This window comes from Actinomadura litoris, assembly GCF_009733595.1.
In the GTDB taxonomy this organism is placed as follows: domain Bacteria; phylum Actinomycetota; class Actinomycetes; order Streptosporangiales; family Streptosporangiaceae; genus Spirillospora; species Spirillospora litoris.
Genome location: NZ_WOFH01000012.1, coordinates 229917 through 250483, shown reverse-complemented (window position 1 = coordinate 250483; position 20567 = coordinate 229917). Strand labels below are relative to the sequence as shown.

Annotated in this window: 18 protein-coding genes, 1 tRNA gene and 1 pseudogene; 8 read left to right on the top strand and 12 right to left on the bottom strand. The window is 71.4% G+C overall.

Features of this window, described 5'->3' with window-relative positions; all coding sequences use genetic code 11:
* The first annotated feature begins 1010 nt into the window (after positions 1–1010).
* Both GNZ18_RS30510 and GNZ18_RS44110 read left to right on the top strand, forming a co-directional pair.
* Complete coding sequence (locus GNZ18_RS30510) at positions 1011–1946, top strand: hypothetical protein (RefSeq protein ID WP_156220060.1); 936 nt, start codon at positions 1011–1013, stop codon at positions 1944–1946.
* An 880-nt stretch (positions 1947–2826) separates the two neighbouring features.
* A pseudogene (locus tag GNZ18_RS44110) lies at positions 2827–3174 on the top strand (tyrosine-type recombinase/integrase); the annotation flags it as partial.
* A gap of 249 nt (positions 3175–3423) precedes the next feature.
* Here GNZ18_RS44110 and GNZ18_RS43325 read toward each other — a convergent pair.
* The 8 genes from GNZ18_RS43325 to GNZ18_RS30470 form a co-directional block, all read right to left on the bottom strand.
* Positions 3424–3546: a hypothetical protein gene (locus GNZ18_RS43325; RefSeq protein WP_281378171.1), complete on the bottom strand. Its 123-nt coding sequence runs from the start codon at positions 3544–3546 to the stop codon at positions 3424–3426.
* An 814-nt stretch (positions 3547–4360) separates the two neighbouring features.
* Positions 4361–4434, bottom strand: a tRNA-Ala gene (locus tag GNZ18_RS30500).
* A gap of 47 nt (positions 4435–4481) precedes the next feature.
* Complete coding sequence (gene sepX / locus GNZ18_RS30495; protein ID WP_214620157.1) at positions 4482–5030, bottom strand: divisome protein SepX/GlpR; 549 nt, start codon at positions 5028–5030, stop codon at positions 4482–4484.
* Between the two features lie 218 nt (positions 5031–5248).
* Positions 5249–5890, bottom strand: coding sequence for a GNAT family N-acetyltransferase (locus GNZ18_RS30490; RefSeq protein ID WP_156220059.1), 642 nt, complete (start codon positions 5888–5890; stop codon positions 5249–5251).
* Positions 5891–5918: 28 nt separating this feature from the next.
* Complete coding sequence (locus tag GNZ18_RS30485; protein ID WP_156220058.1) at positions 5919–6758, bottom strand: class II fructose-bisphosphate aldolase; 840 nt, start codon at positions 6756–6758, stop codon at positions 5919–5921.
* Positions 6746–7657 carry a 1-phosphofructokinase family hexose kinase gene (locus GNZ18_RS30480; RefSeq protein ID WP_312874848.1) on the bottom strand — a complete coding sequence of 304 codons (912 nt, stop codon included), beginning with the start codon at positions 7655–7657 and terminating at the stop codon, positions 6746–6748. Before GNZ18_RS30480 ends, GNZ18_RS30485 begins: the two co-directional genes overlap by 13 nt.
* Complete coding sequence (gene nagA / locus GNZ18_RS30475; protein WP_312874847.1) at positions 7654–8799, bottom strand: N-acetylglucosamine-6-phosphate deacetylase; 1146 nt, start codon at positions 8797–8799, stop codon at positions 7654–7656. The genes GNZ18_RS30480 and nagA overlap by 4 nt, the downstream gene beginning before the upstream one ends.
* The gene (locus tag GNZ18_RS30470) at positions 8796–9707 is read right to left on the bottom strand and encodes an SIS domain-containing protein (RefSeq protein ID WP_246250670.1); all 912 of its coding nucleotides are present in this window, start codon (positions 9705–9707) and stop codon (positions 8796–8798) included. Before GNZ18_RS30470 ends, nagA begins: the two co-directional genes overlap by 4 nt.
* A 137-nt stretch (positions 9708–9844) precedes the next feature.
* On the opposite strand from GNZ18_RS30470, the gene GNZ18_RS30465 reads away from it, so the two are divergent.
* A complete protein-coding gene (locus tag GNZ18_RS30465) occupies positions 9845–10630 on the top strand; it encodes a DeoR/GlpR family DNA-binding transcription regulator (RefSeq protein WP_214620160.1) in 786 nt (261 codons plus the stop codon).
* On the opposite strand, the gene GNZ18_RS30460 is transcribed toward GNZ18_RS30465, so the two are convergent.
* The 4 genes from GNZ18_RS30460 to galU form a co-directional block, all read right to left on the bottom strand.
* Positions 10627–11097 carry a MogA/MoaB family molybdenum cofactor biosynthesis protein gene (locus GNZ18_RS30460; RefSeq protein ID WP_156220057.1) on the bottom strand — a complete coding sequence of 157 codons (471 nt, stop codon included), beginning with the start codon at positions 11095–11097 and terminating at the stop codon, positions 10627–10629. The genes GNZ18_RS30465 and GNZ18_RS30460 overlap by 4 nt on opposite strands.
* Before the next feature lie 23 nt (positions 11098–11120).
* The gene (gene moaC / locus GNZ18_RS30455) at positions 11121–11606 is read right to left on the bottom strand and encodes a cyclic pyranopterin monophosphate synthase MoaC (RefSeq protein ID WP_156220178.1); all 486 of its coding nucleotides are present in this window, start codon (positions 11604–11606) and stop codon (positions 11121–11123) included.
* A 5-nt stretch (positions 11607–11611) separates the two neighbouring features.
* Positions 11612–12820 (bottom strand): molybdotransferase-like divisome protein Glp, encoded by a 1209-nt coding sequence (glp, locus tag GNZ18_RS30450; protein WP_156220056.1) that lies wholly within the window; start codon positions 12818–12820, stop codon positions 11612–11614.
* Between the two features lie 84 nt (positions 12821–12904).
* Positions 12905–13810, bottom strand: coding sequence for a UTP--glucose-1-phosphate uridylyltransferase GalU (gene galU / locus GNZ18_RS30445; protein ID WP_156220055.1), 906 nt, complete (start codon positions 13808–13810; stop codon positions 12905–12907).
* A 15-nt stretch (positions 13811–13825) separates the two neighbouring features.
* Here galU and GNZ18_RS30440 point away from each other — a divergent pair, with 15 nt between their 5' ends.
* The 5 genes from GNZ18_RS30440 to GNZ18_RS30420 all read left to right on the top strand — a co-directional run bounded on the left by GNZ18_RS30440 (position 13826) and on the right by GNZ18_RS30420 (position 20547).
* Positions 13826–14425, top strand: coding sequence for a 5-formyltetrahydrofolate cyclo-ligase (locus GNZ18_RS30440; RefSeq protein ID WP_156220054.1), 600 nt, complete (start codon positions 13826–13828; stop codon positions 14423–14425).
* A gap of 206 nt (positions 14426–14631) precedes the next feature.
* Positions 14632–15624 carry a 2-hydroxyacid dehydrogenase gene (locus GNZ18_RS30435; protein ID WP_156220053.1) on the top strand — a complete coding sequence of 331 codons (993 nt, stop codon included), beginning with the start codon at positions 14632–14634 and terminating at the stop codon, positions 15622–15624.
* Between the two features lie 103 nt (positions 15625–15727).
* Entirely contained in the window at positions 15728–17212 is a 1485-nt protein-coding gene (locus GNZ18_RS30430) for a potassium/proton antiporter (protein WP_312874846.1), read from the top strand.
* Between the two features lie 153 nt (positions 17213–17365).
* Positions 17366–17740 (top strand): FmdB family zinc ribbon protein, encoded by a 375-nt coding sequence (locus GNZ18_RS30425; RefSeq protein WP_214620166.1) that lies wholly within the window; start codon positions 17366–17368, stop codon positions 17738–17740.
* A gap of 677 nt (positions 17741–18417) precedes the next feature.
* On the top strand, positions 18418–20547 hold the full coding sequence (locus tag GNZ18_RS30420; RefSeq protein WP_156220052.1) for an MMPL family transporter: 2130 nt from the start codon (positions 18418–18420) through the stop codon (positions 20545–20547).
* Positions 20548–20567: the final 20 nt, after the last annotated feature.

Sequence of the window (20567 nt, the reverse complement as noted above, 5' to 3'; positions counted from 1 at the left end):
CCGGCCTGCCGGTGACGTCATTCGCGGGGGTAGTAGCGGGTCCCGCGTCGATGGCAGGCCCTTGAACAGCACCCCAGCCGCGCCCTTGTGCACACCGCCAACGCTTCCCGTCCCACCGCACAACGGCCGAATCGGGGAACTTGCATGCCCCTTGGCCACCATGTGGCTGACAGCCGAGCTGACACTTCCGCCGCTATCGTCACTCCATCAATTCCGACCCAAACCCGACCCGCGACCACATGACGACGTCGAAGCCACCTCAAACCAAGGGGGATCCGAATGGAAGGTGCCAACCCCACGCCAGCAAACGTCAGACCGCGGCAGCATCAGGGACAGCGAGAAGGCCCACGCGAGTCCGCCTGGCAGAAGACCTCTCGGCTGAGGAGGTCCCCTTACACCCAACACCGCGAAGCCCCCAGCCGAGTGGCACCCACACCCTCATGCCGGATCAGAGGGCGGCGGCTCGTCCCGCGTCCAGCACGACAAAGCTCCCCGTGGCCGATCACGGTCCCGCCAAGCGCTGAAAGCGCTCGGCCCGGTGACCGACCTCCCCTCGACCGCGCCGTGCTGGACATCGACGAGCGAACGGTCTGCAAGGTGACCCGCCGCAGCGAAGGCGACCTCACCCCGTTCCGTGCCTTGGCGACCAGATCCCGACACCGGCGCCCCAGATCAACACCCTCCGGCGCCGCGGCGCGAACGCCCCCTCCACCGGGGACGACAGCCCGTTGATGAGCGCGCACAGAACTCCTGGCGCGCCGCATCAGGACAGCACCGGCGATGCCCACCGCGAGGAAGGCAGCTCCTCGACTCACCGCTGACCCCCGGTGACCGAACTGCGCACGGGCCGCTGGGCATTGGCGGCATGCAGGCGAGACACCGCGATGCGGCCGCCGTCTCGCACAACCCCGCCTCGAACCGACCTGCTCCCCTTCATCTGCAACCCCATGGGCAGAACATGAACGCTCGGCGCCCCCGGTCATCGAATCCGCTGAACCGCTGGGGGCGTGGTGCCCGAGGATGACGCCCAGGAGCCCCAACCGGCCAAGCCCTACCAGTACTACCAGGACGCGCTATGGGGCGCCGCCGCCGCGGAGTTGTCGACCATCGAACTAGCGATGGCGCTGTGCTACGCCAACCACGCCCACACCCCGCCCTACGACCGAGCGTGGCTGACCGACCGGAGGCTCATGCAACGATGCAAAATCCGCTCCGCCGGAACCGTGGCGCGTGTCCGCGATTCACTGGTGGCCAAGGGCTGGCTGACTCCCCTGCATCCCGACAACGGCTCCCCCCTGTCACCGCGTGCGGCCAAAGCATTCCAACGCAGACGCAAGACCCTCCCCTACCAGCTGACCTACCCGCCGGCCCCGACCACCGCTCCTACCGCGGAACCCGTCGCGGGGACTGCACCGATCGGCGGAGCAGCCGCCGGTTCCTCCCCACCTGCTCCTCCCACCGCAGACGGCTACGGTCATCGCAGCCCACCCGCCCCCACCCCCCACAGCACCTCTTCGCCCTCCGGAGGCGCCGACCGTCCGGGCCGCCCAGAGCATGACCTGGCCGCGTTCACCACCGGCCTCATCACCGCCTACGGCGCCACGCCCACCGAGGTGCGTGCGATCCTGGCCGATGCCACCCGCGATGGCATCCGCAACATCGCCGCGTGGATCAACAGCGACGCCGGACGCCGCGACTTCCCCCGCCGTCTCACCCGACACCGCCAGGACGCTACCCGCGCTCCCACCTCGGCGACGCACGCCAGGCAACTCCGGGCCTCGATCGATGCGTGCCCCTTGTGCGACCACCACGGCCACCTCGACTGCGGTGACTACGTTCGCAAATGTGACCACATCACTCCGCCACCACCGACCACCAACAACGGCGCCGACCAGCGCGCCGCCGCCGACATTCTGAAAGACCTTCGCAAGCGCTGGCACACATGACCCGGCGTCGAGGCGCGCTCTGAAACGCCTCCTCACCCTGAGATGCCGGGAAGCGCTTTCCCGTCGCGCCCGCCATCGCGACCCGCTGGGCGGGAGGTGGCCGTCCCGCGATCCGTCCGACTCCCTGGGGTCACCGCTCGCCGCCCGCACGAGAGATGTGCCCTCAGTGTTCGACATGTCGCGGAAGCGGTCGCTCGGTCAGCCCAGGGGTTTTCGGCGCGAAGCTCGAGCATTGAGAGGTTTCGTTCCGTTCGCAGGAGCGAGGGGCTCTCTCGGCTGCGGCACGGGAGCCGACTGGAGCGGCCTCCGTTCGAACAATCTCACTATCTGCTGAAGATGTTCATCGGAGAACATGTATTTGCCAGAGATCAAGCAGTGTGGAACCTGCCGACATCGGGCCTTCTCGCGCAGCCAACTCTCTGTTACCTCATCAGCAAGGAGAGACGCCGCTTCAGATACCGAGTGGAGGTGGAAGGAGGCTCGTTCCGAGCAGAAGGGCTCCTGCCGGTGCATATCAGCCCGCCGGAGGGGAGCCGCACGCCGAGGGCCGACGAGCACACCGGCACACCTCTACCTCAACACCCCTGTGGCGACCTGCCTCACACCCGCGCGATCGGACATCGAGCTCCTCCACGCCATACATCTCCAACCCCCAAAGCAGCCCACCGCATTGCTTCGCAGCGCTTTGCTCCTCCCACACTGAATTCACCTACCACGCCAGAGTAGCGAATCCCGCGTCAGCGGAGCTGTCAGCCGAAATTGCTACAAACAAGGCAGAGAGTGACCCGATTAACATGCGTCGAGCAGACGTGGATCTTGTACTATGTGTGCACCTTGAAACAGCAGGCGAGTTGCGCCACCTCACTCCGAAGGAGGCACTGTGGCATATGCCGAAAAGCGTGGTCGCGGATCACGGATCTACTACATCGCCCGCTACAGCGACGGTCAAGGAAAATGGCCGAGCGTAAAGGGCGCCGACGGCAAGGCCGTCCGCTACAAGACCAAGCGCGAGGCGAAGAAGGCGGCCGAGGACGCCGAAGCCGATGTGCGCGGAGGCCGATGGCAGGCCCCCAAAGCAGGCAAGGAGACCTTCGGTCAGTGGGCGAACGTCTGGTACTCCCGCCAGGACCTGGCCTCGCGCACGATGGGGAACTATCGCAGCGCGCTGGAGACCAGCCTGCTGCCCTACTTCCAGGACGATCCGCTCGTCGACATCTCCCCGGACACGGTCGGCAAATGGGAGAGGCATATGAGGAGCCAGGGCTACAAACCCGACACGATCCGCACCTATCGGGGGGTTTTGTCGGTGGTGCTGGCCGATGCCGCCGCCCCACCGGAGAACAAGATCGATTTCAACCCGGTCCCCAAGCCACGCGGCCGAGGCCGGCGCGCGGGCAAAGCCCGGCACCGTGCCCCGGAGAAGCCCATCGTGGATCCTTTGGGCGCACTGCTGATAGCCGAACGCTGCGCGGTCCTCTCAGGGCGCGATGACGAGTTCGTCCTCGTCATCGCGCTGAGCTACACCGGCGCGCGGTGGGCCGAACTGGTCGGCCTGGAACGCCCCTACCTGCGCGGCACGGTCCTGCGCATCGAGCAGCAACTCGAGGAACTCGACGATGGCACCTGGGAGCGGTGCGCGCCCAAGGACGACAGCCGCAGAGACGTGGACCTGCCGGACTTCTTGGCGGCGTTGCTGGCACAGCAGGCGAGCGCGACCCGCGCGCCGCGGGAGGAGGTCTGCTCCTGCTACCGCCCCGCCAAGGGCACACCAGCGCACCCCGGCGGCGCTCACGTGTTCACCGGCCGCATCAACCGCCGCCGCGACCCCCGCAACGCTTTGGTGCCGGTGAGGGCACCGCACTGGCGCCGTAGCGGGTTTGAGTCCATGATCTTCAAGCCCGCGGCCGAGGGGTGGTATCCGCCCAAGGCACCGCGCCCCCGGCGGCCCGTTCCAGTGCTGGCCGGACCGTTCCCCGGCATCCCCGTGCGAGGACGCAACTACATCGAACGCAGCACGGCGTGCTGGCTGCCGATCGCCGAAGGCCTGACCCCGCACCTGCTGCGGCACTCGCACAAGACGTGGATCAACGAGGACCGCATCGACGCCAAGCTGTCGCATGAGCGCTTCGGGCACGAGATGGGCGGCATGGGCGCGCGGTACTCCCATGTGACCGACTCCATGCGGTCACAGCTCCGCGAGGCTCTGACGGCCCGCTGGGAAGCGGCGCTCGATGCCCGACTGAAGATCAGCGGCTCTTCGCCCGTGGCGGTTCTGGACGAGCTACTGCGGGACCGCGCTGTACGGCACGCAAGGGTGGAGGACGATCAGAATTTCATGATCGTCCCACAGAATTCCCACAGGCGGGTTCCTGTGGGACTGCGGTCGAGACCCGCAAAGCGGGTCTCACCTGGGGTGGAGCTGAGGGGATTTGAACCCCTGACCCCCTCGATGCGAACGAGGTGCGCTACCGGACTGCGCTACAGCCCCAAGGACTCCGTAAGGTTAGCAAACATCGGGACATGCTCGCGCACGGGTTATTCGCCTACGGCGCGGCGGTCGTCGGCGTACTGGTCGAAGACCTCGTCGGCGGGGACGAGTTCGATGACCTCGGCGGGTTCGGCGGTCTCGGCCGGTTCGGTGGGCTGTTCGGCCTGGCGGGCCTTGGCGCGGGCCTCCGCGGCGGCCTGGGCGCGGGCGGCGTCCATGCCGACGGCGACGCGGAGCAGCGCGAGGTGCCCGGCCAGCAGGGCGACCGGGGGCAGGACGGCCCACCACGGCGCGACGCCCGTCGCGGTCAGGACGATGGTGGTCATCGCCAGCAGGGACAGGCCGGCGGTGCGGCGGCGGCGCCGGGCGATGACGGCGGCGCGGCCGGGACGGGCCGGGCGGGCCCCGTGTTCGGGCTGGGGGGGTTCCGGGGCCTCCTCCAGGGTGTCGGGAGGGGTCGTGTCCGCGGTGGGCTCCTCGGCGCGTTTGTGGAGGAGGCGGGTGATCCCGGCCTCGGTGTCGCGGCGCAGCCACATGGGGACGAGGACGACGGCCCAGACCGCGACGATCGCGAGGTACAGGACGGCGCTGCTCACCGGCTCACCGCCGTTCCCAGGGCACGCTTGACCGGCGAGCCGACTTTCGGCGCGCGAACGTGCAATGGGAGCAGGGTCACGCCCCGCACGGTACGAGCCGGTGTCAGAGGTTGACGAGCATAAGGGGCGGTGTGTCGCGAGATCGATGCCGCCGTTACTCTCCGTTTGCCGAGCCTTCTCGATCGCAGGATTCTTACGGGCGGAAAGTCAGCCCGGCGTCATGAGGTCGAGCGGGGAAAGGCCTGCTTGCGTCCGGCGAGCCAGCGGGCGCGCAGGCCACCGGGCACGTCCTCGACGGTGAGGGCGTAGCAGATGTGGTCGCGCCACGCGCCGTCGATGTGCAGATGGCGGCGCCGAATTCCCTCTTCCCGGAATCCGAGTTTCTCGACGACGCGGCGGCTGGCGGTGTTCTCCGGGCGGATATTCGCCTCGACCCGGTGGAGCCCGACGGTGAAGAAACAGTGGTCGACGGCGAGGGCGACGGCGGTGGGAATGACCCCGCGCCCGGCGACCTGGCGGTCGACCCAGTAGCCGATCTGGGCGGAGCGGGCCGAGCCCCAGACGATCGCGCCGATCGTGAGCTGGCCCGCGAAGTGGTCCTCGTGGGTGACGACCCAGGGGAGGGCGAGGCCCTGGCGGGCCTCGCGGCGCATGGTGTGGACCATGCTGACGTAGGGGCCGAGGCCGCTGCGGAACAGCGGCGTCTCGGGGTTGGTGGGCTCCCAGGGGCGGAGCCAGTCGGCGTTGCGGACCCGCAGGTCGCGCCAGGTGGCGGCGTCGCGGTGCCGCAGCGGGCGCAGCCCGACAGGGCCCTCGGTCAGGGTGACCGGCCATCCCCGCAAGCGTTCCACGGTTCCCATGATTCCCTGGTAGCGGGGGTGGACGCCATCAATTGTCACCGAGAATTCCGCCGCCCAGCACGTCGAGGAGCCGGGCCACCTCAGCGGAGACGGCGTTTCGGGCGGGTTTCAGGTATTTGCGGGGGTCGACGAGCGCCGGGGCGGCGTCCAGCGCCCGTCTGACCTCGGCGGTGAGGACCGCGTTGAGGTGGGTGGCGATATTGATCTTCGCCATGCCGTGCCGGACGGCGGCGGCGAGCGTCGCGTCCGGCACGCCCGAGGAGCCGTGCAGGACGAGCGGGACGGGCACGGCGGCACGCAGTTCGGCGATCAGGTCCAGATCGAGGACGGCGTCGCGGGTGAGCATGGCGTGCGAGGTGCCGACGGCGACGGCGAGCGCGTCCACGTCGGTGGCGGACACGTAGGCGGCGGCTTCGGCGGGGTCGGTGCGGGCCCCCGGGGCGTGCACGCCGTCCTTGCCGCCCACCTCGCCGAGTTCGGCCTCCACGAAGACCCCGCGGGCGTGGCACCAGGCGGCGACCTCGGCGGTGGCGGCGACGTTGTCGGCGTAGGGAAGGGTGGACGCGTCGAACATCACCGACCCGACGCCCAGCCCGACCGCCTCGTGGACGAGGTCGACGGACGTCGCGTGGTCGAGATGGACCGCCACGGGCACGGCGGCGGCGCTGGCGGTCGCGAGCGCGGCGGCGATGATCGGGGCCGCGGCGCCGTGGTACCGCACGCAGTTCTCGCTGATCTGGAGGACGACGGGCGTCCCGGCGGCCTCCGCCCCCGCGACGATGGCGGTGGCATGCTCCAGCATGACGACGTTGAACGCGCCCGTGCCGCGCTCGGCCTTCAGGATGTCGCCGGTTCCTACGAGGGGCATGGGAGTCCTTCTATGGCGATCTCGGGGAGGAGGCGGGCGTAGGCGGCGGCGTCGAAGTCGCCCGCGACGGGTGCGCGCACCGCGGCGGCCGACAGCGCGACCGCGTCCCGCAGGAGGGCGGGCCAGGGGGTGGAGGAGATCAGGGCACGTGCGGTGGCGGCCACCGCCGCGTCCCCGGCGCCGGTGGGGTTGCCCGCCATGGGCGCCGGCGGTCTCGCCTGCCAGGCACCGTCCGGGGTCACGGCCAGGAGACCTTCATGGCCGAGTGACACCAGTACGGCGTTCGCGCCCGCGTTCCGTAGCGCGCGGGCGCCGGGGACGGGCCCGCGCCCGGTGGCGCGGCGGAGTTCGTCCGCGTTGGGTTTCACGACCGCGGGACCCGCTGAGACGCCCAGGGAGAGCGCGTCGCCGTCCGCGTCGAGGATCACCGGACGGCCCGCCGCGAGGGCCGTCAGCGTGGCGTAGGCGTCGCGGGGGACGCCTGGCGGGAGGCTGCCCGAGAGGACGATCACCTCCGCTCGGCGGAGACGTTCCCTGTAGTGCTCTTGGAACGCCTCCCACTCCCCTAGGGAGATTTCCGGGCCCGTCTCGTTGAAGACCGTTGTCTGCTCGGGAGTGACGACCGTCAGGGTGCGCCGGGACGTCCCCTGGACGGGGCGGAACGCATGCGGAAGGCCAACCGCGTCCAGGTCCGCGCGGACGAGGTCGCCCGTCACTCCCCCGGCGAGACCGATGGCCAGGACGTCCTCGCCGAGCGCGGCGGCCACCCGGGCGACGTTGACGCCCTTGCCGCCCGCCCGCTCCCGCACCGCGCCCACGCGGTTGGACCCGCCCCACGTCACGGACGGCACCTCGTAGGTGACGTCCCATGCGAGATTCAGCGTGACCGTGAGGATCACAGCCAGCGGCCGCCCTTCATCACCCTGGACACGGTCAGGTCGTCGTCCAGGACGAGGAGGTCCGCGTCCTTGCCGGGCTCCAGGGACCCGACGCGCGCGTCGATGCCGAGGGCCCGCGCCGGGGTCAGCGCGGCGGCCTCGGCGGCCCGCTCGATCGGCAGGCCGACCTCGGTGACCGCGCGGCGGAAGCCGTCCGCCATCGTGATCGTGCTGCCCGCGATCGACGACCCGCCCGCGAGCGTCGCGCGGCCGCCGCGGACCTGGACGTCCATCACGCCGAGCCGGTAGTCGCCGTCGCCCATCCCGGCCGCCGCCATCGCGTCGGTGATCAGCGCGACCCGGCCGGGGCCCGCCGCGTCGAAGGCGAGCCGCGCGACGGCGGGCTCCACGTGCACGCCGTCGTTGATCAGCTCGACGGTGACCCGGGGGTCGGTCAGCGCGGCGGCGATCGGACCGCCCTCGCGGTGGTGCAGCGGGCGCATGGCGTTGAACAGGTGCGTCGCCACGCGGGCGCCCGCGTCGAACGCCGCGCGGGCGATCGCGCCCGGCGCCTCGGTGTGCCCGACGGCGGCGATCACGCCCGCGTCCCCCGCCGCGCGGACGAGGTCGAGCGCGCCCGGCAGCTCCGGCGCCACCGTGATCATGCGGAGGTGGCCGCGTCCGAGTTCGGCCAGCCTCCGGAACTCGTCGAGGTCGGGGGGCCTGAGCAGCGCGGGGTCGTGCGCGCCGCACCGCTCCCGCGCGAGGTAGGGGCCTTCGAGGTGGACGCCCGCGAGCACCCCGTCGGCGGCGAGGTCGGCCAGCGCCGCGACCGCGTCGGCGAGTTCGCGCGGGTCGCCGGTGACCAGGCTCGCGATCGTGGTGGTCGTCCCGGCGGCGAGGTGGAAGGCCGCCGCCCGGCGCGCGTCCTCCGCCGTCCCGGCCTGGTAGGACGCGCCCGCGCCGCCGTGGACGTGCATGTCGACGAACCCGGGCACGACGTACCGCCCGCCCAGGTCGATCACTTCGGACGGTGCGGTGTCGGAGCCGCCCGCTACGCTCGGCGACGCGGGTTCCGGGACGATGCGGGCGTCCCGGATGTGCAGGTCACCGCGCCGGACACCGCCGGGCAGCACGAGACGCGCGTCGCGCAGGACGGTCACGACGCGTCCAGGATGACCGAGCGGGTCAGGTTGCGGGGCGCATCGGGGTCGGCGCCCTGGGCGCGGGCGAGCCGCACGGCCAGCCGCTGGACGCGGACGAGGTCGGCGAGCGGGTCCAGCCCGCTCGTGATCATCGTGCCGCCGACGCCGCCCACCTGGGCGGCCAGCCCGGCGGGCGGGTCGCCGAGCATCCAGGCGACGCGTCCGGGGCCGGTGATGCTGATCGGGCCGTGCCGGTACTCCATGGCGGGGTACGACTCGGTCCAGACCCGGGCGGCCTCGCGCATCTTGAGCGCCGCCTCGTGCGCGAGGCCGACGCTCCAGCCGCGTCCGAGGAAGGTGAACTGCTCGGCCTGGGCGGCGGCCTCCGGGAGCGGCTCGGCGAGGGCCCGCTCGACGTCCGCGAGCGCGTCCGCGACGTCCTGCCCGAGGTGGGCGCGCAGCAGCATGAGCTGGGTGGTGGCGAAGCGCGTCTGCACCACCGACCGCTCGTCGGCGTAGTCGAGCACGACGACCTCGTCGGCGAGGGTCATGACGGGCGTCGCCGGGTCGGCGGTGATCGCGACGGTCGGGACGGCGCCCCGCACGCGTCCGAGGACGTCCAGGACCTCGGTCGTCGTCCCCGACCTGGTCAGGGCCAGCAGGCGGTCGTAGGGGCGCCCGTCCGGCATCTCGGACGCGGCGAACGCGTCGGTCTCGCCCTGCCCGGCGGCCTCGCGCAGCGCCGCGTACGCCTGCGCGATGAACCACGACGTCCCGCAGCCCACCACCGCGACGCGCTCGCCCGGACGGGGCAGGACGGGGGCCAGACCCGGCGCGGACTCGGCGGCCCGGCGCCACAGCGCGGGCTGGGAGCCGATCTCGGCCTCGGTATGGGCACCGGCCGTGTTGTCCGGCATGTCCGCCATGGGCGACCTCCTTGCACACTCATGCTTGTTAGTGCTTGTTTTATAGCAAAACAGAGCAAAAAGGACCATGTCCGCGCATCGCTAGAATCCTGGGATGACCTCGTCACGCCTGCTGGCACGCGCGAACGGGGGCCGCCGTGTCCCGTCATGAGCGCTGGAACGCCTTGCTGGGTCTGCTCGCGGAGGAGGGGCGGCTCACGGTCGAGGAGGCCGCCGCGCGGATGGAGGTCTCCGCCGCGACGATCCGCCGCGACTTCGACCAGCTCGCCCAGCAGCAGATGCTCACCCGCACCCGGGGCGGCGCCGTCGCGCAGAGCGTGAGCTATGACCTGCCGCTGCGCTACAAGAGCGCGCGGCACGCCCCGGAGAAGCAGCGCATCGCGGCGGCGACCGCCGAACTCGCCCGGCCCGACTCGATCATCGGGCTGAACGGCGGCACGACGACCTCGGAGGTCGCCCGGGTGCTGGCCACCCGCGCCGACCTGCACGCCGAGGGCCCCTCACCCACGATCACGATCGTGACGAACGCGCTCAACATCGGCAGCGAGCTGGCCGTCCGCCCGCATGTGAAGATCGTTCTGACCGGCGGGGTGCCGCGCCCGCAGTCCTATGAGCTCACCGGCCCGCTCGCCACCGGGATCTTCGACCAGGTGACGCTGGACGTCGCGATCCTCGGCGTGAACGGCGTGACCGTCGAGCACGGCGCCACCTGCCGCAACGAGGGCGAGGCCGACGTCGGGCGGCTGATGGCCGAGCGCGCCGACCAGATCATCGTCGTCGCGGACGGCTCCAAGATCGGCCGCCGCGCGTTCGCCAAGATCTGCGAGACGTCCAGGATCGACGTCCTGGTGACCGACGCCAGCGTGCCCGACGCGGACCTCGACGCCTTCAGGGAGGCCGGCGTCCGGGTGATCCGCGCCTAGTGGTCGCCGCCGGCGATCTGGTCGACGGCGTGCTCCAGCACGCGCCCGAGGACGGTCATCCCGTCGCGGACGCCGCCGGTCGAGCCCGGCAGGTTGACGATCAGGGTGCGGCCCGCGACACCGGCGAGGCCGCGGGACAGGATCGCCGCGGGCACCGCCTCCCGCCCCTCCAGCCGGATCGCCTCGGCGATGCCCGGGATCTCGCGCTCGATCACCAGGCGCGTCATCTCCGGCGTCCGGTCGGTCGGGGTGAGGCCGGTTCCGCCGGAGGTCACGACGACGTCGTAGCCGCCCTCGACCGCGTCCCGCAGGACGCCGGCGACGGGCTCCCCGTCGGGGACGACCACCGGCCCGTCCACCTGGCAGCCGAGGTCCTCCAGCATCTCGACCAGCACCGGCCCGGACTTGTCGGCGTACACCCCCGCCGAGGCCCGGTTGGACACCGTGACCGCCATCGCCCGGATCATCGCGCCTCCCCCGTGCCGGTCCCTCATGCCCGTCCGGCGGGGCGGCGCCAGACGCCGGTCTTGCCGCCGGTCTTCTCCTCGACCCGGACGTCGGTGATCACGGCCGCCGGGTCGACGGCCTTCACCATGTCGACCAGCGCCAGCGCGGCGACGGTGACGGAGGTCAGCGCCTCCATCTCCACGCCGGTGCGGTCGGCGGTCCGGGTGGTGGCGGTGATCGCGACGCCCGCGTCCTGGACGGTCAGCTCGACCGTCACGCCGTGCAGCGCGATCGGGTGGCACAGCGGGACGAGGTCGGGGACGCGCTTGGCGCCCATGATCCCGGCGATGCGCGCCACCGAGACGGCGTCGCCCTTCGGTATGTCGCCCGCGCGCAGCAGCGCCACGCACTCGGCGGACAGCCGGACGAAGCCCGTCGCGGTGGCCGTGCGGGAGGAGACGTCCTTGGACGAGACGTCGACCATGCGGGCCGCGCCCTTCTCGTCCAGGTGGGTGAACTCGGTGCCCATTGCGCTCATGCCGGCAACCTCATGACATCGACGTGGGAGCCGGCGGGCATGGCCTCGGCCTCCTCCGGAAGCGTGATCAACGCGTCCGCGGAGGAGAGCGAGCCGAGCTGGTGGGAGCCCTGCACGTCGGCCGGGGTGACGGTGTAGAAACCGCGGTTGTAGGACAGCCTGCCACGCACGAAGTGACGCATCCCCGCCGGGGACCGCACGTCCTGCCCGAGGACGGCGCTGACCGTCGGCAGCGGTTCGGGATCCAGCCCCTGCATGGCGCGCAGCGCGGGCCGGACGAAGACCTGGAAGGAGATGTAGGCGCTGACGGGGTTGCCGGGGAGCGTGAACACCGGCGTCCCCTCGAACAGCCCGAAGCCCTGAGGCTTGCCGGGGCGCATCCGGACCTTGTGGAACTCCACGGTCCCGACCCCGGTCAGCACCTCCTTGACGACGTCCCGGGTGCCCATCGAGACGCCGCCGGAGGTGACGATCGCGTCGGCGCGGACGAGTTGGTCGCGCAGGGCCTCCAGCACCTTCACCGGCTCGTCCTCGACGGTCGCCTGCCGGAAGCCGACGCCGCCGGCCTCGACGACGGCGGCGGTGAGCATGAACGAGTTGGACTCCCAGATCTGCCCGTCGCCGAGGCGTTCGCCGGGTTCGCGCAGTTCGGTGCCGGTCGAGAGCACGACGACGCGGGGCCTCGGCCGGACGACCACGCGCGCCCGCCCGACGGCCGCGAGCATGCCGATCTGCGCCGCGCCCAGCCGGGTGCCCTCGTCGGCGACGACCTGGCCGGCGAGGACGTCCTCACCGGCGCGGCGGATGTAGTTGCCGGCGGGCGCCGGGCGCGAGATCCGCACCGTGGCGGCGCCGCCGTCGGTCCACTCCACCGGGATCACCGCGTCGGCCCCGGCGGGCAGCGGCGCGCCCGTCATGATCCGGGCGGTCAGCCCCGGCCGGATCGCCGACACCCCGGGATCGCCCGCCAGGATGTCGCCGACCACCGGCAGGACGACCGGCTCCGCCTCCGAGGCCCCCGCGATATCCGCCGCGACCACGGCGTAGCCGTCCATCGCGGAGTTGTCGAACGGGGGCAGCGGCACGGGCGCGGAGACGGGCTCGGCGAGCACCGTCCCCTGCGCCTCCAGCAGCGCCAGGTCGAGCGGCGGCAGCACGGGAACGCTGCCGAGGATGTCGGTCAGATGCTCGTCGACTGATCTCATGCCCACATCCCCAGTGTGACGCGTACCCGCGCGTCGCAGGCGCTCCCCACGCCGACCGCCGCGGCGCCGTCCGTCACCGCGCGGTCAGGAGTCGTGCTTCTGGACGAACTCGCGGAGCCACGGCATGAACTCCGGGGCCAGGTCGGGCCGCTCGGAGGCGAACTGGACGACCGTCCGCAGGTACTCCAGCTTGTTGCCCGTGTCGTAGCGGCGGCCGCGGAACTTGACGCCGTAGACGGTGCCGCCCTGGTCGGCGGGCATGTCGGCGAGGGTGCGCAGCGCGTCGGTGAGCTGGATCTCGCCGCCGCGCCCCGGAGGCGTCTTCTCCAGGACGTCGAAGACCGCCGGGTCGCAGACGTAGCGGCCGATGATGATCCAGTTGCTCGGCGCCTCCTCGGCGGCGGGCTTCTCGACCAGGTCGCTGATGCGGACGACATCGTCCTCGTCGGTGGCCTCGATCGCGGCGCAGCCGTAGGCCGAGACCTGGTCGGGCTCCACCTCCATGAGCGCCACGACGCTGCCGCCGTACTGCCCGCGCACCTCGATCATGCGCTTGAGCAGCCGGTCCCGGGCGTCGATCATGTCGTCGCCGAGCAGGATCGCGAACGGCTCGTCGCCGACGTGCTGGCGCGCGCAGTGCACGGCGTGCCCGAGCCCGCGCGGCTCGCCCTGCCGGACGTAGTGCATGATCGCCAGCTCGCTGGACTCCCGGACGGCCCCGAGCCGCTCGTCGTCGCCCTTCGCGCGCAGTGCCTCCTCCAGCTCGTACGCGCGGTCGAAGTGGTCCTCGATGGAGCGTTTGCTGCGCCCGGTGATCATCAGCACATCGTTGAGGCCGGCATCGACCGCCTCCTCGACGACGTACTGGATCGCCGGTTTGTCGACGATCGGCAGCATTTCCTTTGGCGTCGCCTTGGTGGCGGGCAAGAATCGGGTACCGAGACCGGCCGCCGGGACGACCGCCTTGAGCACAGGTGCAATGTCGGCCATGTAGAGACCCTAGTCATGCGTGAGGACCACAGCGTGCACGACATAGTGACGAAGACCCGCCTACGCGCGGAACTACTGGGAAAGCGTGCGACCATGTCGTCTGACGTGCGCTCCGACGCGGCACGGTCCATCCGGGACGCGCTGCTGTCGGAACCCGAGATCGAGATGGCCGGGACCGTCGCGGCGCACGTGTCGCTGGACTCCGAGCCCGACACGCGCGGCCTGCTGTTCGCGCTGTGGAAGCGCGGCACCTACGTCCTGCTGCCCAGGCTGCTGCCGGACGGCGACCTGGACTGGGCGTCCTACGAGGGGCCGGACTCCCTGGCCCCCGGCCCCCATGGCATCCTCGAACCGACCGAGCCTCCACGCGGTCCCGGGGCCGTGGCCAGCGCGGATGTGGTGCTGGCACCGGCGGTGGCCGTCGACCGCGCGGGCATGCGCCTGGGACGCGGCGGCGGGTCATACGACCGCGCGCTGGCGCGTGTCGGGCCCGCGATCTTGACCGTGGCCGTGCTGTACGACGGGGAACTGCTGCCGGAGGTGCCCGCGGAGCCCCACGACCAGCGGGTGCGCGCCGCGGTGACCCCGTCCGGCGGGCTGTTGCGCCTGGGCTGACCCCTCGCGCGGGGCGCCCAGGGGTGACCGCGTGGCGATTGTGGCCGCAATGGGCCATTTGTTGCCGTGTGGTGCCTGGTGCCGGTCTCTGCGCCGCCGGGGGCGGCGCCTAGGGTGTGGGACGGCAAGATCGAAACCGGGAGGAAGCGGCGCCCCGGCCGCCGGGGTGGCGCGCCTCCCGGCAACGCGGACCTGGGAGGTTCGAGATGACGGACCCGTGGCGGATCCTGTCCCTGCCCCCCCTCGGCGAGGACCTCGTGCGCGGCCTGTTCGCGCCCCTGGGCGACGCCGTCGATGTGACATTTCCCCAGAGCAGGAGCCAGGACGGCCTGCACTCGGCCCTCGCGGACGGCGCCGAGGTGGTGATCGGCGACTTCACCGGCGAGATGGTGCTGGACGCCGCCGCCGTCGCCGCCGGGCCGCGGCTGGCGTTCGTCCAGATGCCGTCGGTCGGCACGGACAGCATCGACGTCGCGGCGCTCACCTCCAGGGACGTCCCGGTGGCCAACACGGCGGGCGCCAACGCGCGCGGCGTGGCCGAGTGGGCCGTCGGCGCCGCGTTCGCCCTGTGCCGCCACCTCGTGTGGGGCGACCGGCGGGTGCGCGCCGGGGAGTGGCCGCAGATGGAACTCGCCGCGCGGCAACCCCGCGAGCTGCATGCGCAGCGGGTCGGGATCGTGGGTTTCGGTGCGATCGGCTCCGAGGCGGCGCGTCTCTTCGCGGCGCTCGGCTGCGCCGTCTCGTACTGGACGCGGCGTCCGCGCCCCGAGGCGTCCGCCACCTACAGGGAACTCGACGATCTGTTGGCGACGTCCGACATCGTCGTGCTCGCGCTGCCGCTGGCCGACGGGACGCGGGGGCTGATCGGCCCGGAGCGCCTCGCGCTGCTTCCGGACGGCGCGCTGCTGGTGAACGTGGCGCGCGGGAGCATCGCGCCCGATGACGCCGTCCTCGCCGCCCTGGAATCGGGACGGCTCGCCGGAGCGGCGCTGGACGTGTTCGACGAGGAGCCCCTCCGGGCGGGGCATCCGCTGCGCTCCCACGAGAACGTCCTGCTGTCCCCGCACGCGGCGGGAGGGTCCTCGCAGTCGCAGCTCAACCTCGTCGCGATCGTGCGGGACAACGTCACGGCGGCCGTCCTGGGACGCGAAGTGCAGAATATTGTGAACGGGGTAAATCCGCAGGTCAGACGTCGATAGCGGGCACCTGCGACATCACGTCCCTCAACCACAAGTGTGCGATACGGCCATGAATATGTAGAATTCCTAAACGTTCAACTTTGACGACCCCGAAGGGTGGGATGTGCACCTCGACATCTGGCTACTCCTCGGGGCCGTGCTCGTACTCAGCGCAATCGTGGCAGTCAGGCTGTCACACCAGGCGGGGCTTCCCACCCTCCTGGCGTACATGGGCCTCGGCCTGCTCGTTGGCGAGTCCGGTCCCCTTCACATCAACTTCGACAACGCCGAGCTCGCCGAGACGCTCGGCCTCGCCGCCCTCGTCCTGATCCTGGCCGAAGGCGGCGTCACCACGAACTGGCGGCAGGTCCGCCCGTCGGTGCCCGCGGCGCTCAGCGTGTCCACGATCGGCACGCTGATCAGCATCCTCGTCGTCGCGCTCGCCGCCATGTGGCTCATCGACCTCGACTGGCGCCCCGCGTTCCTGCTGGCCGCGGTGCTCGCCCCGACCGACGCGGCCGCCGTGTTCTCGGTGCTGCGCCGCCTCCCGCTGCCCGCCAGGCTGAGCGGCCTGCTGGAGGCCGAGTCCGGCTTCAACGACGCACCCGTCGTGATCATCGTGGTCACGCTCAGCGCGCACGCGAGCGTCCCGAACCCCGCCGAACTGCTCGCCGTGATGGTCTACGAGCTGATCGCCGGCGGGGTGATCGGCCTGATCATCGGCTGGCTCGGCGCCCAGGCGCTGCGCCGCATCGCGCTGCCCGCGTCCGGCCTCTACCCCATCGCCGTCCTGTCGCTCTCCGTCGGCAGCTACGGCGCGGCCACGCTGCTGCACTCCAGCGGGTTCCTCGCGGTGTACGTCAGCGCGCTCGTCCTGGGGAACGCCAGGCTTCCGCACCGTCCCGCCACGCGCGGCTTCGCGGAGGGCATCGGCTGGCTCGCCCAGATCGGCCTGTTCGTCATGCTCGGCCTGCTCGCCTCACCCGGCGACCTCCCCGGCCAGATCGCCCCGGCGCTCGTCATCGGGTTCGTCCTGCTGCTCATCGCGCGGCCGGTATCGGTCTTCCTGTCGACGATCGGGTTCCGGCTCTCCTGGGGGGAGAAGGTCTTCGCGTCCTGGGCCGGGCTCCGGGGCGCGGTCCCGATCGTCCTGGCCACGATCCCCATGGTGCAGGACGTCCCGGACGCCGACCGCCTCTTCTCCATCGTCTTCACCATCGTCGTCGTGTTCACGCTCCTCCAGGGCCCGACGCTGCCCCTGGTCGCGCGCTGGTGCGGGCTCAAGAGCGACGAACAGACACGCGAACTGGACGTGGAAGCGGCGCCCCTGGAAGAACTCCACGCGGACCTGCTGGAGGTCCGGATCCCCCCCGACTCCCGGCTGGGCGGCGTGGAGATATTCGAGCTCCGGCTGCCCGCCGGCGCGTCCGTCACCCTGGTCGTCCGGAACGGGGCGAGTTTCGTCCCCGAACCCACGACGCGCCTGGAAGCGGGGGACACGCTCCTGGTCGTGACCACCGACACCGTGCGGGACACCACCGAACGCCGCCTGCGCGCCGTCAGCCGCCAGGGCAGGCTGGCCGGCTGGTTCGGCGAGACGGGCGTGTGATCCGGTCTCGGCCGCGGGACGCGAGGAGGGCCTCCGGCCGGAGGCGGGAACAGGCCGGGGGCGAATCCCGTTCCATGCATGGGTACCATTAGCAGTCGTTCAAAGTGAGTGCCAGCCCGGCTCTCCCCCGGGCTGAGTCAGCGAGGAGGAACCGTGCCGACGTATCAGTACGTTTGCACCGAGTGCGGCGAGCCTCTTGAGGTCGTGCAGAAGTTCAGCGACGACGCGCTGACCGAATGCCCGGCCTGCGACGGCAAGCTGCGCAAGGTCTTCTCCGCCGCGGGGATCATCTTCAAGGGTTCGGGCTTCTACCGGACGGACAGCCGCGGCTCCGGCAAGACCGCCACCGTGGGCTCCTCGTCCGGAGGGTCCTCCTCGAACGGCGCCTCGGACGGGTCGAACGGCTCGGGCGGCTCCGGCGACTCGGCCAAGTCCGACTCGTCGTCGAAGTCGTCGAGCGACTCCTCGTCCTCGGGCACGTCGTCGAAGCCGGCCGCGAAGTCCTCCTCGTCCGAGAAGGTCGCCTGACCCGCCAGGCCGCGAGACCTGGGCACCAGCCGCGCCACCCGCTCCCGGGCGGCGCGGCTTGACGGCGTCGCCGACGTCCCCGCGCCTGCGGGACGCCCCCGGAAGCGGCCCGGAAGCCTCCCTCAGCCCCTTCTGAACACCGCCGCTGAATCGCGCTACGGCGACCGATTCGGCGGCCTACGCGCGTCCCTGCGACCGCTCGGCGTGCCCTGTACCCGAGAACGAGGACCCGCCCCGGCTCCTCCTCCATGCGGGCAGGCGCCTCCCTCACGACATACATCTCAAGGGGTAGGTCCCCCTAACCTCCTGCCCCGCGTGAGGTAGAGCGGTTCCCGTCTTCTGCCCGACGCGCAACCGCACCCTTTGCATCGAACATTGATGCGAAGGACGGGACAGACCTTGGGGGCGGACGGCATGGAACCGGACGGCGCGACGAGCAGCACATCCTGTCGGTTGACCTGGACGGCATCCGCGGAGCCGGCCCCCACCCCCGCACACCGCGACCGCGTCGCGGTTTGACAAAGCTCTACTTTCGAGAGACTCTAAACACGAGAAGCTCGCCATCGGCGGCCTCCCCTTAATTCGCGATACTACTTGACATCTCTCTCCAGGCGAGACATCGTTTCCGTTGCGACGCGATATATCTCGTTACCCCCCCGGACGGAATGAGAAGGAACATGAGCGCACAGAGCCCGGCTCCCCCCAGATCCCTGGGCCACCGCCTGGCCGGAATGATCGCCGGACGGCGCAGCAAGTGGGCCGTCCTCGGCCTGTGGGTCGTGCTGCTGGCCGCCCTCGGGCCCCTGGCGGGCAAGCTGGCCGACGTCCAGGAGAACGACGCGGCGTCCTGGCTGCCCGGTGGTGCCGAGTCCACGCAGGTCATCGAACTGCAAGAGCAGTTCCGCAAGGACGAGACGATCCTCGCCGTCGTCGTCTACGAGCGTCCCGCGGGCATCACCGCCGCGGACAAGGCGAAGGCCGCCTCCGACCTGGCCGGGCTTGAGCATCTGCCGGGAGCGCAGAAGGCGCAGGGACCGTTCCCGTCCAAGGACGGCAAGGCCCTGCAGACCCTCGTGCCCCTCACCGACGAGGACCTGACCGGCGCCGTCGACGGCGCGCGCGACATCGCCAAGCGGGGACCGCCCGGACTGGAGGCGCACGTCACCGGCCCCGGGGGCAGCGGCGCCGACATGTTCGAGGTCTTCAAGAGCCTGGACGGCTTCCTGCTCATGGCCGCCGGGATCGTCGTGATCGTCCTGCTGCTGATCATCTACCGCAGCCCGATGCTGTGGTTCGTCCCCGTGCTGAGCGCGGTGTTCGCGCTGGGGCTCGCCCAGTCGGTCGTCTACCTGCTGGCCAAGAACGCGGGCCTGACCGTGAACGGCCAGAGCGCGGGCGTCCTCACCGTCCTGGTCTTCGGCGTCGCCACCGACTACGCGCTCCTGCTCGTCGCCCGCTACCGCGAGGAACTGCACCGCCACGAGGACCGGCACGAGGCCATGGCCTACGCGCTGCACCGCGCCGCCCCGGCCGTCATCGCCTCCGCCGCGACCGTCGCGGTCGGGCTGCTGTGCCTGCTGCTCGCCGACATGAACTCCACCGCGGGCATGGGCCCGGTCGCCGCCGCCGGCGTCCTCACGGCGCTCGCCGCCATGGTGACCCTGCTGCCGGCCCTCCTGGTCATCTTCGGACGCTGGCTGTTCTGGCCCCTCGTCCCCCGCTACGACGAGAAGTACCTCCAGCCCGAGGCGTACGAGTCGGAGCACGGCATCTGGAACCGGGTCTCCGGGCTGGTCGGCAAGCACCCGCGCGCGCTCTGGGCCGTCACCGCCGTGGGCCTGTTCGCCCTCACCTTCGGCCTGGGCTCGCTCAACGCGAACGGGCTCTCGGACGCGGGCCAGTTCACCGGACGCCCCGACTCCATCGTCGGCGCGGAGGTCGTCTCCCGCCACTACCCGGCGGGCTCCGGCGCCCCGGCCGTCGTCATCGGCAAGGCGTCCGCCGCGGCCCCGCTCGGCGCCGCCATCCAGAAGACCCAGGGCATCGCCGAACTGGGCCGCCCCGTCACCGCGAACGGCCTCGTCCAGTACGAGGCGACCATGCGCCACTCCGCCGACAGCCAGGCCGCGAAGGACACGATCGACCGGCTGCGGGAAGCGGTCCACTCCGTCCCGTCCGCGGACGGGAAGGTCGGCGGCACCACCGCGACCTCCCTGGACATCAGCCGGGCCTCCACCCGGGACAACAAGGTCATCATCCCGATCGTCCTGGCCGTGGTGTTCCTGATCCTCATCCTGCTGCTGCGCGCGCTGGTCGCGCCGCTGCTGATGATGGCCACCGTCGTCCTGTCGTTCCTCGCCTCGCTCGGGGCGTGCGCCCTGATCTTCCAGCACGGCTTCGGCTACGAGGGCACCGACTCCGGCTTCCCCTTGCTGGCCTTCATCTTCCTGGTCGCGCTGGGGGTCGACTACAACATCTTCCTCATGCACCGCGTCCGTGAGGAGTCCGAGGCGCTCGGCACGCGCCGCGGCATCCAGCGCGGGCTGGCCGTCACCGGCGGCGTCATCACCTCCGCCGGGCTGGTCCTGGCCGCGACCTTCGCCGCCCTGGCCACGCTGCCGCTGGTGTCCATGGCCGAGATGGGCTTCGTGGTCGCCTTCGGCGTCCTGCTCGACACGCTGATCGTCCGGTCCCTGCTGCTGCCCGCCCTGTCCTACGACATCGGACGGCGCATCTGGACCCCGGGCCGCCTCGCCAAGCACGACCCCGCCCACGCGGAGTCGAAGGTCCTGGACCCGGTCGGCTGACCGTAGAACAACCTGGAAGG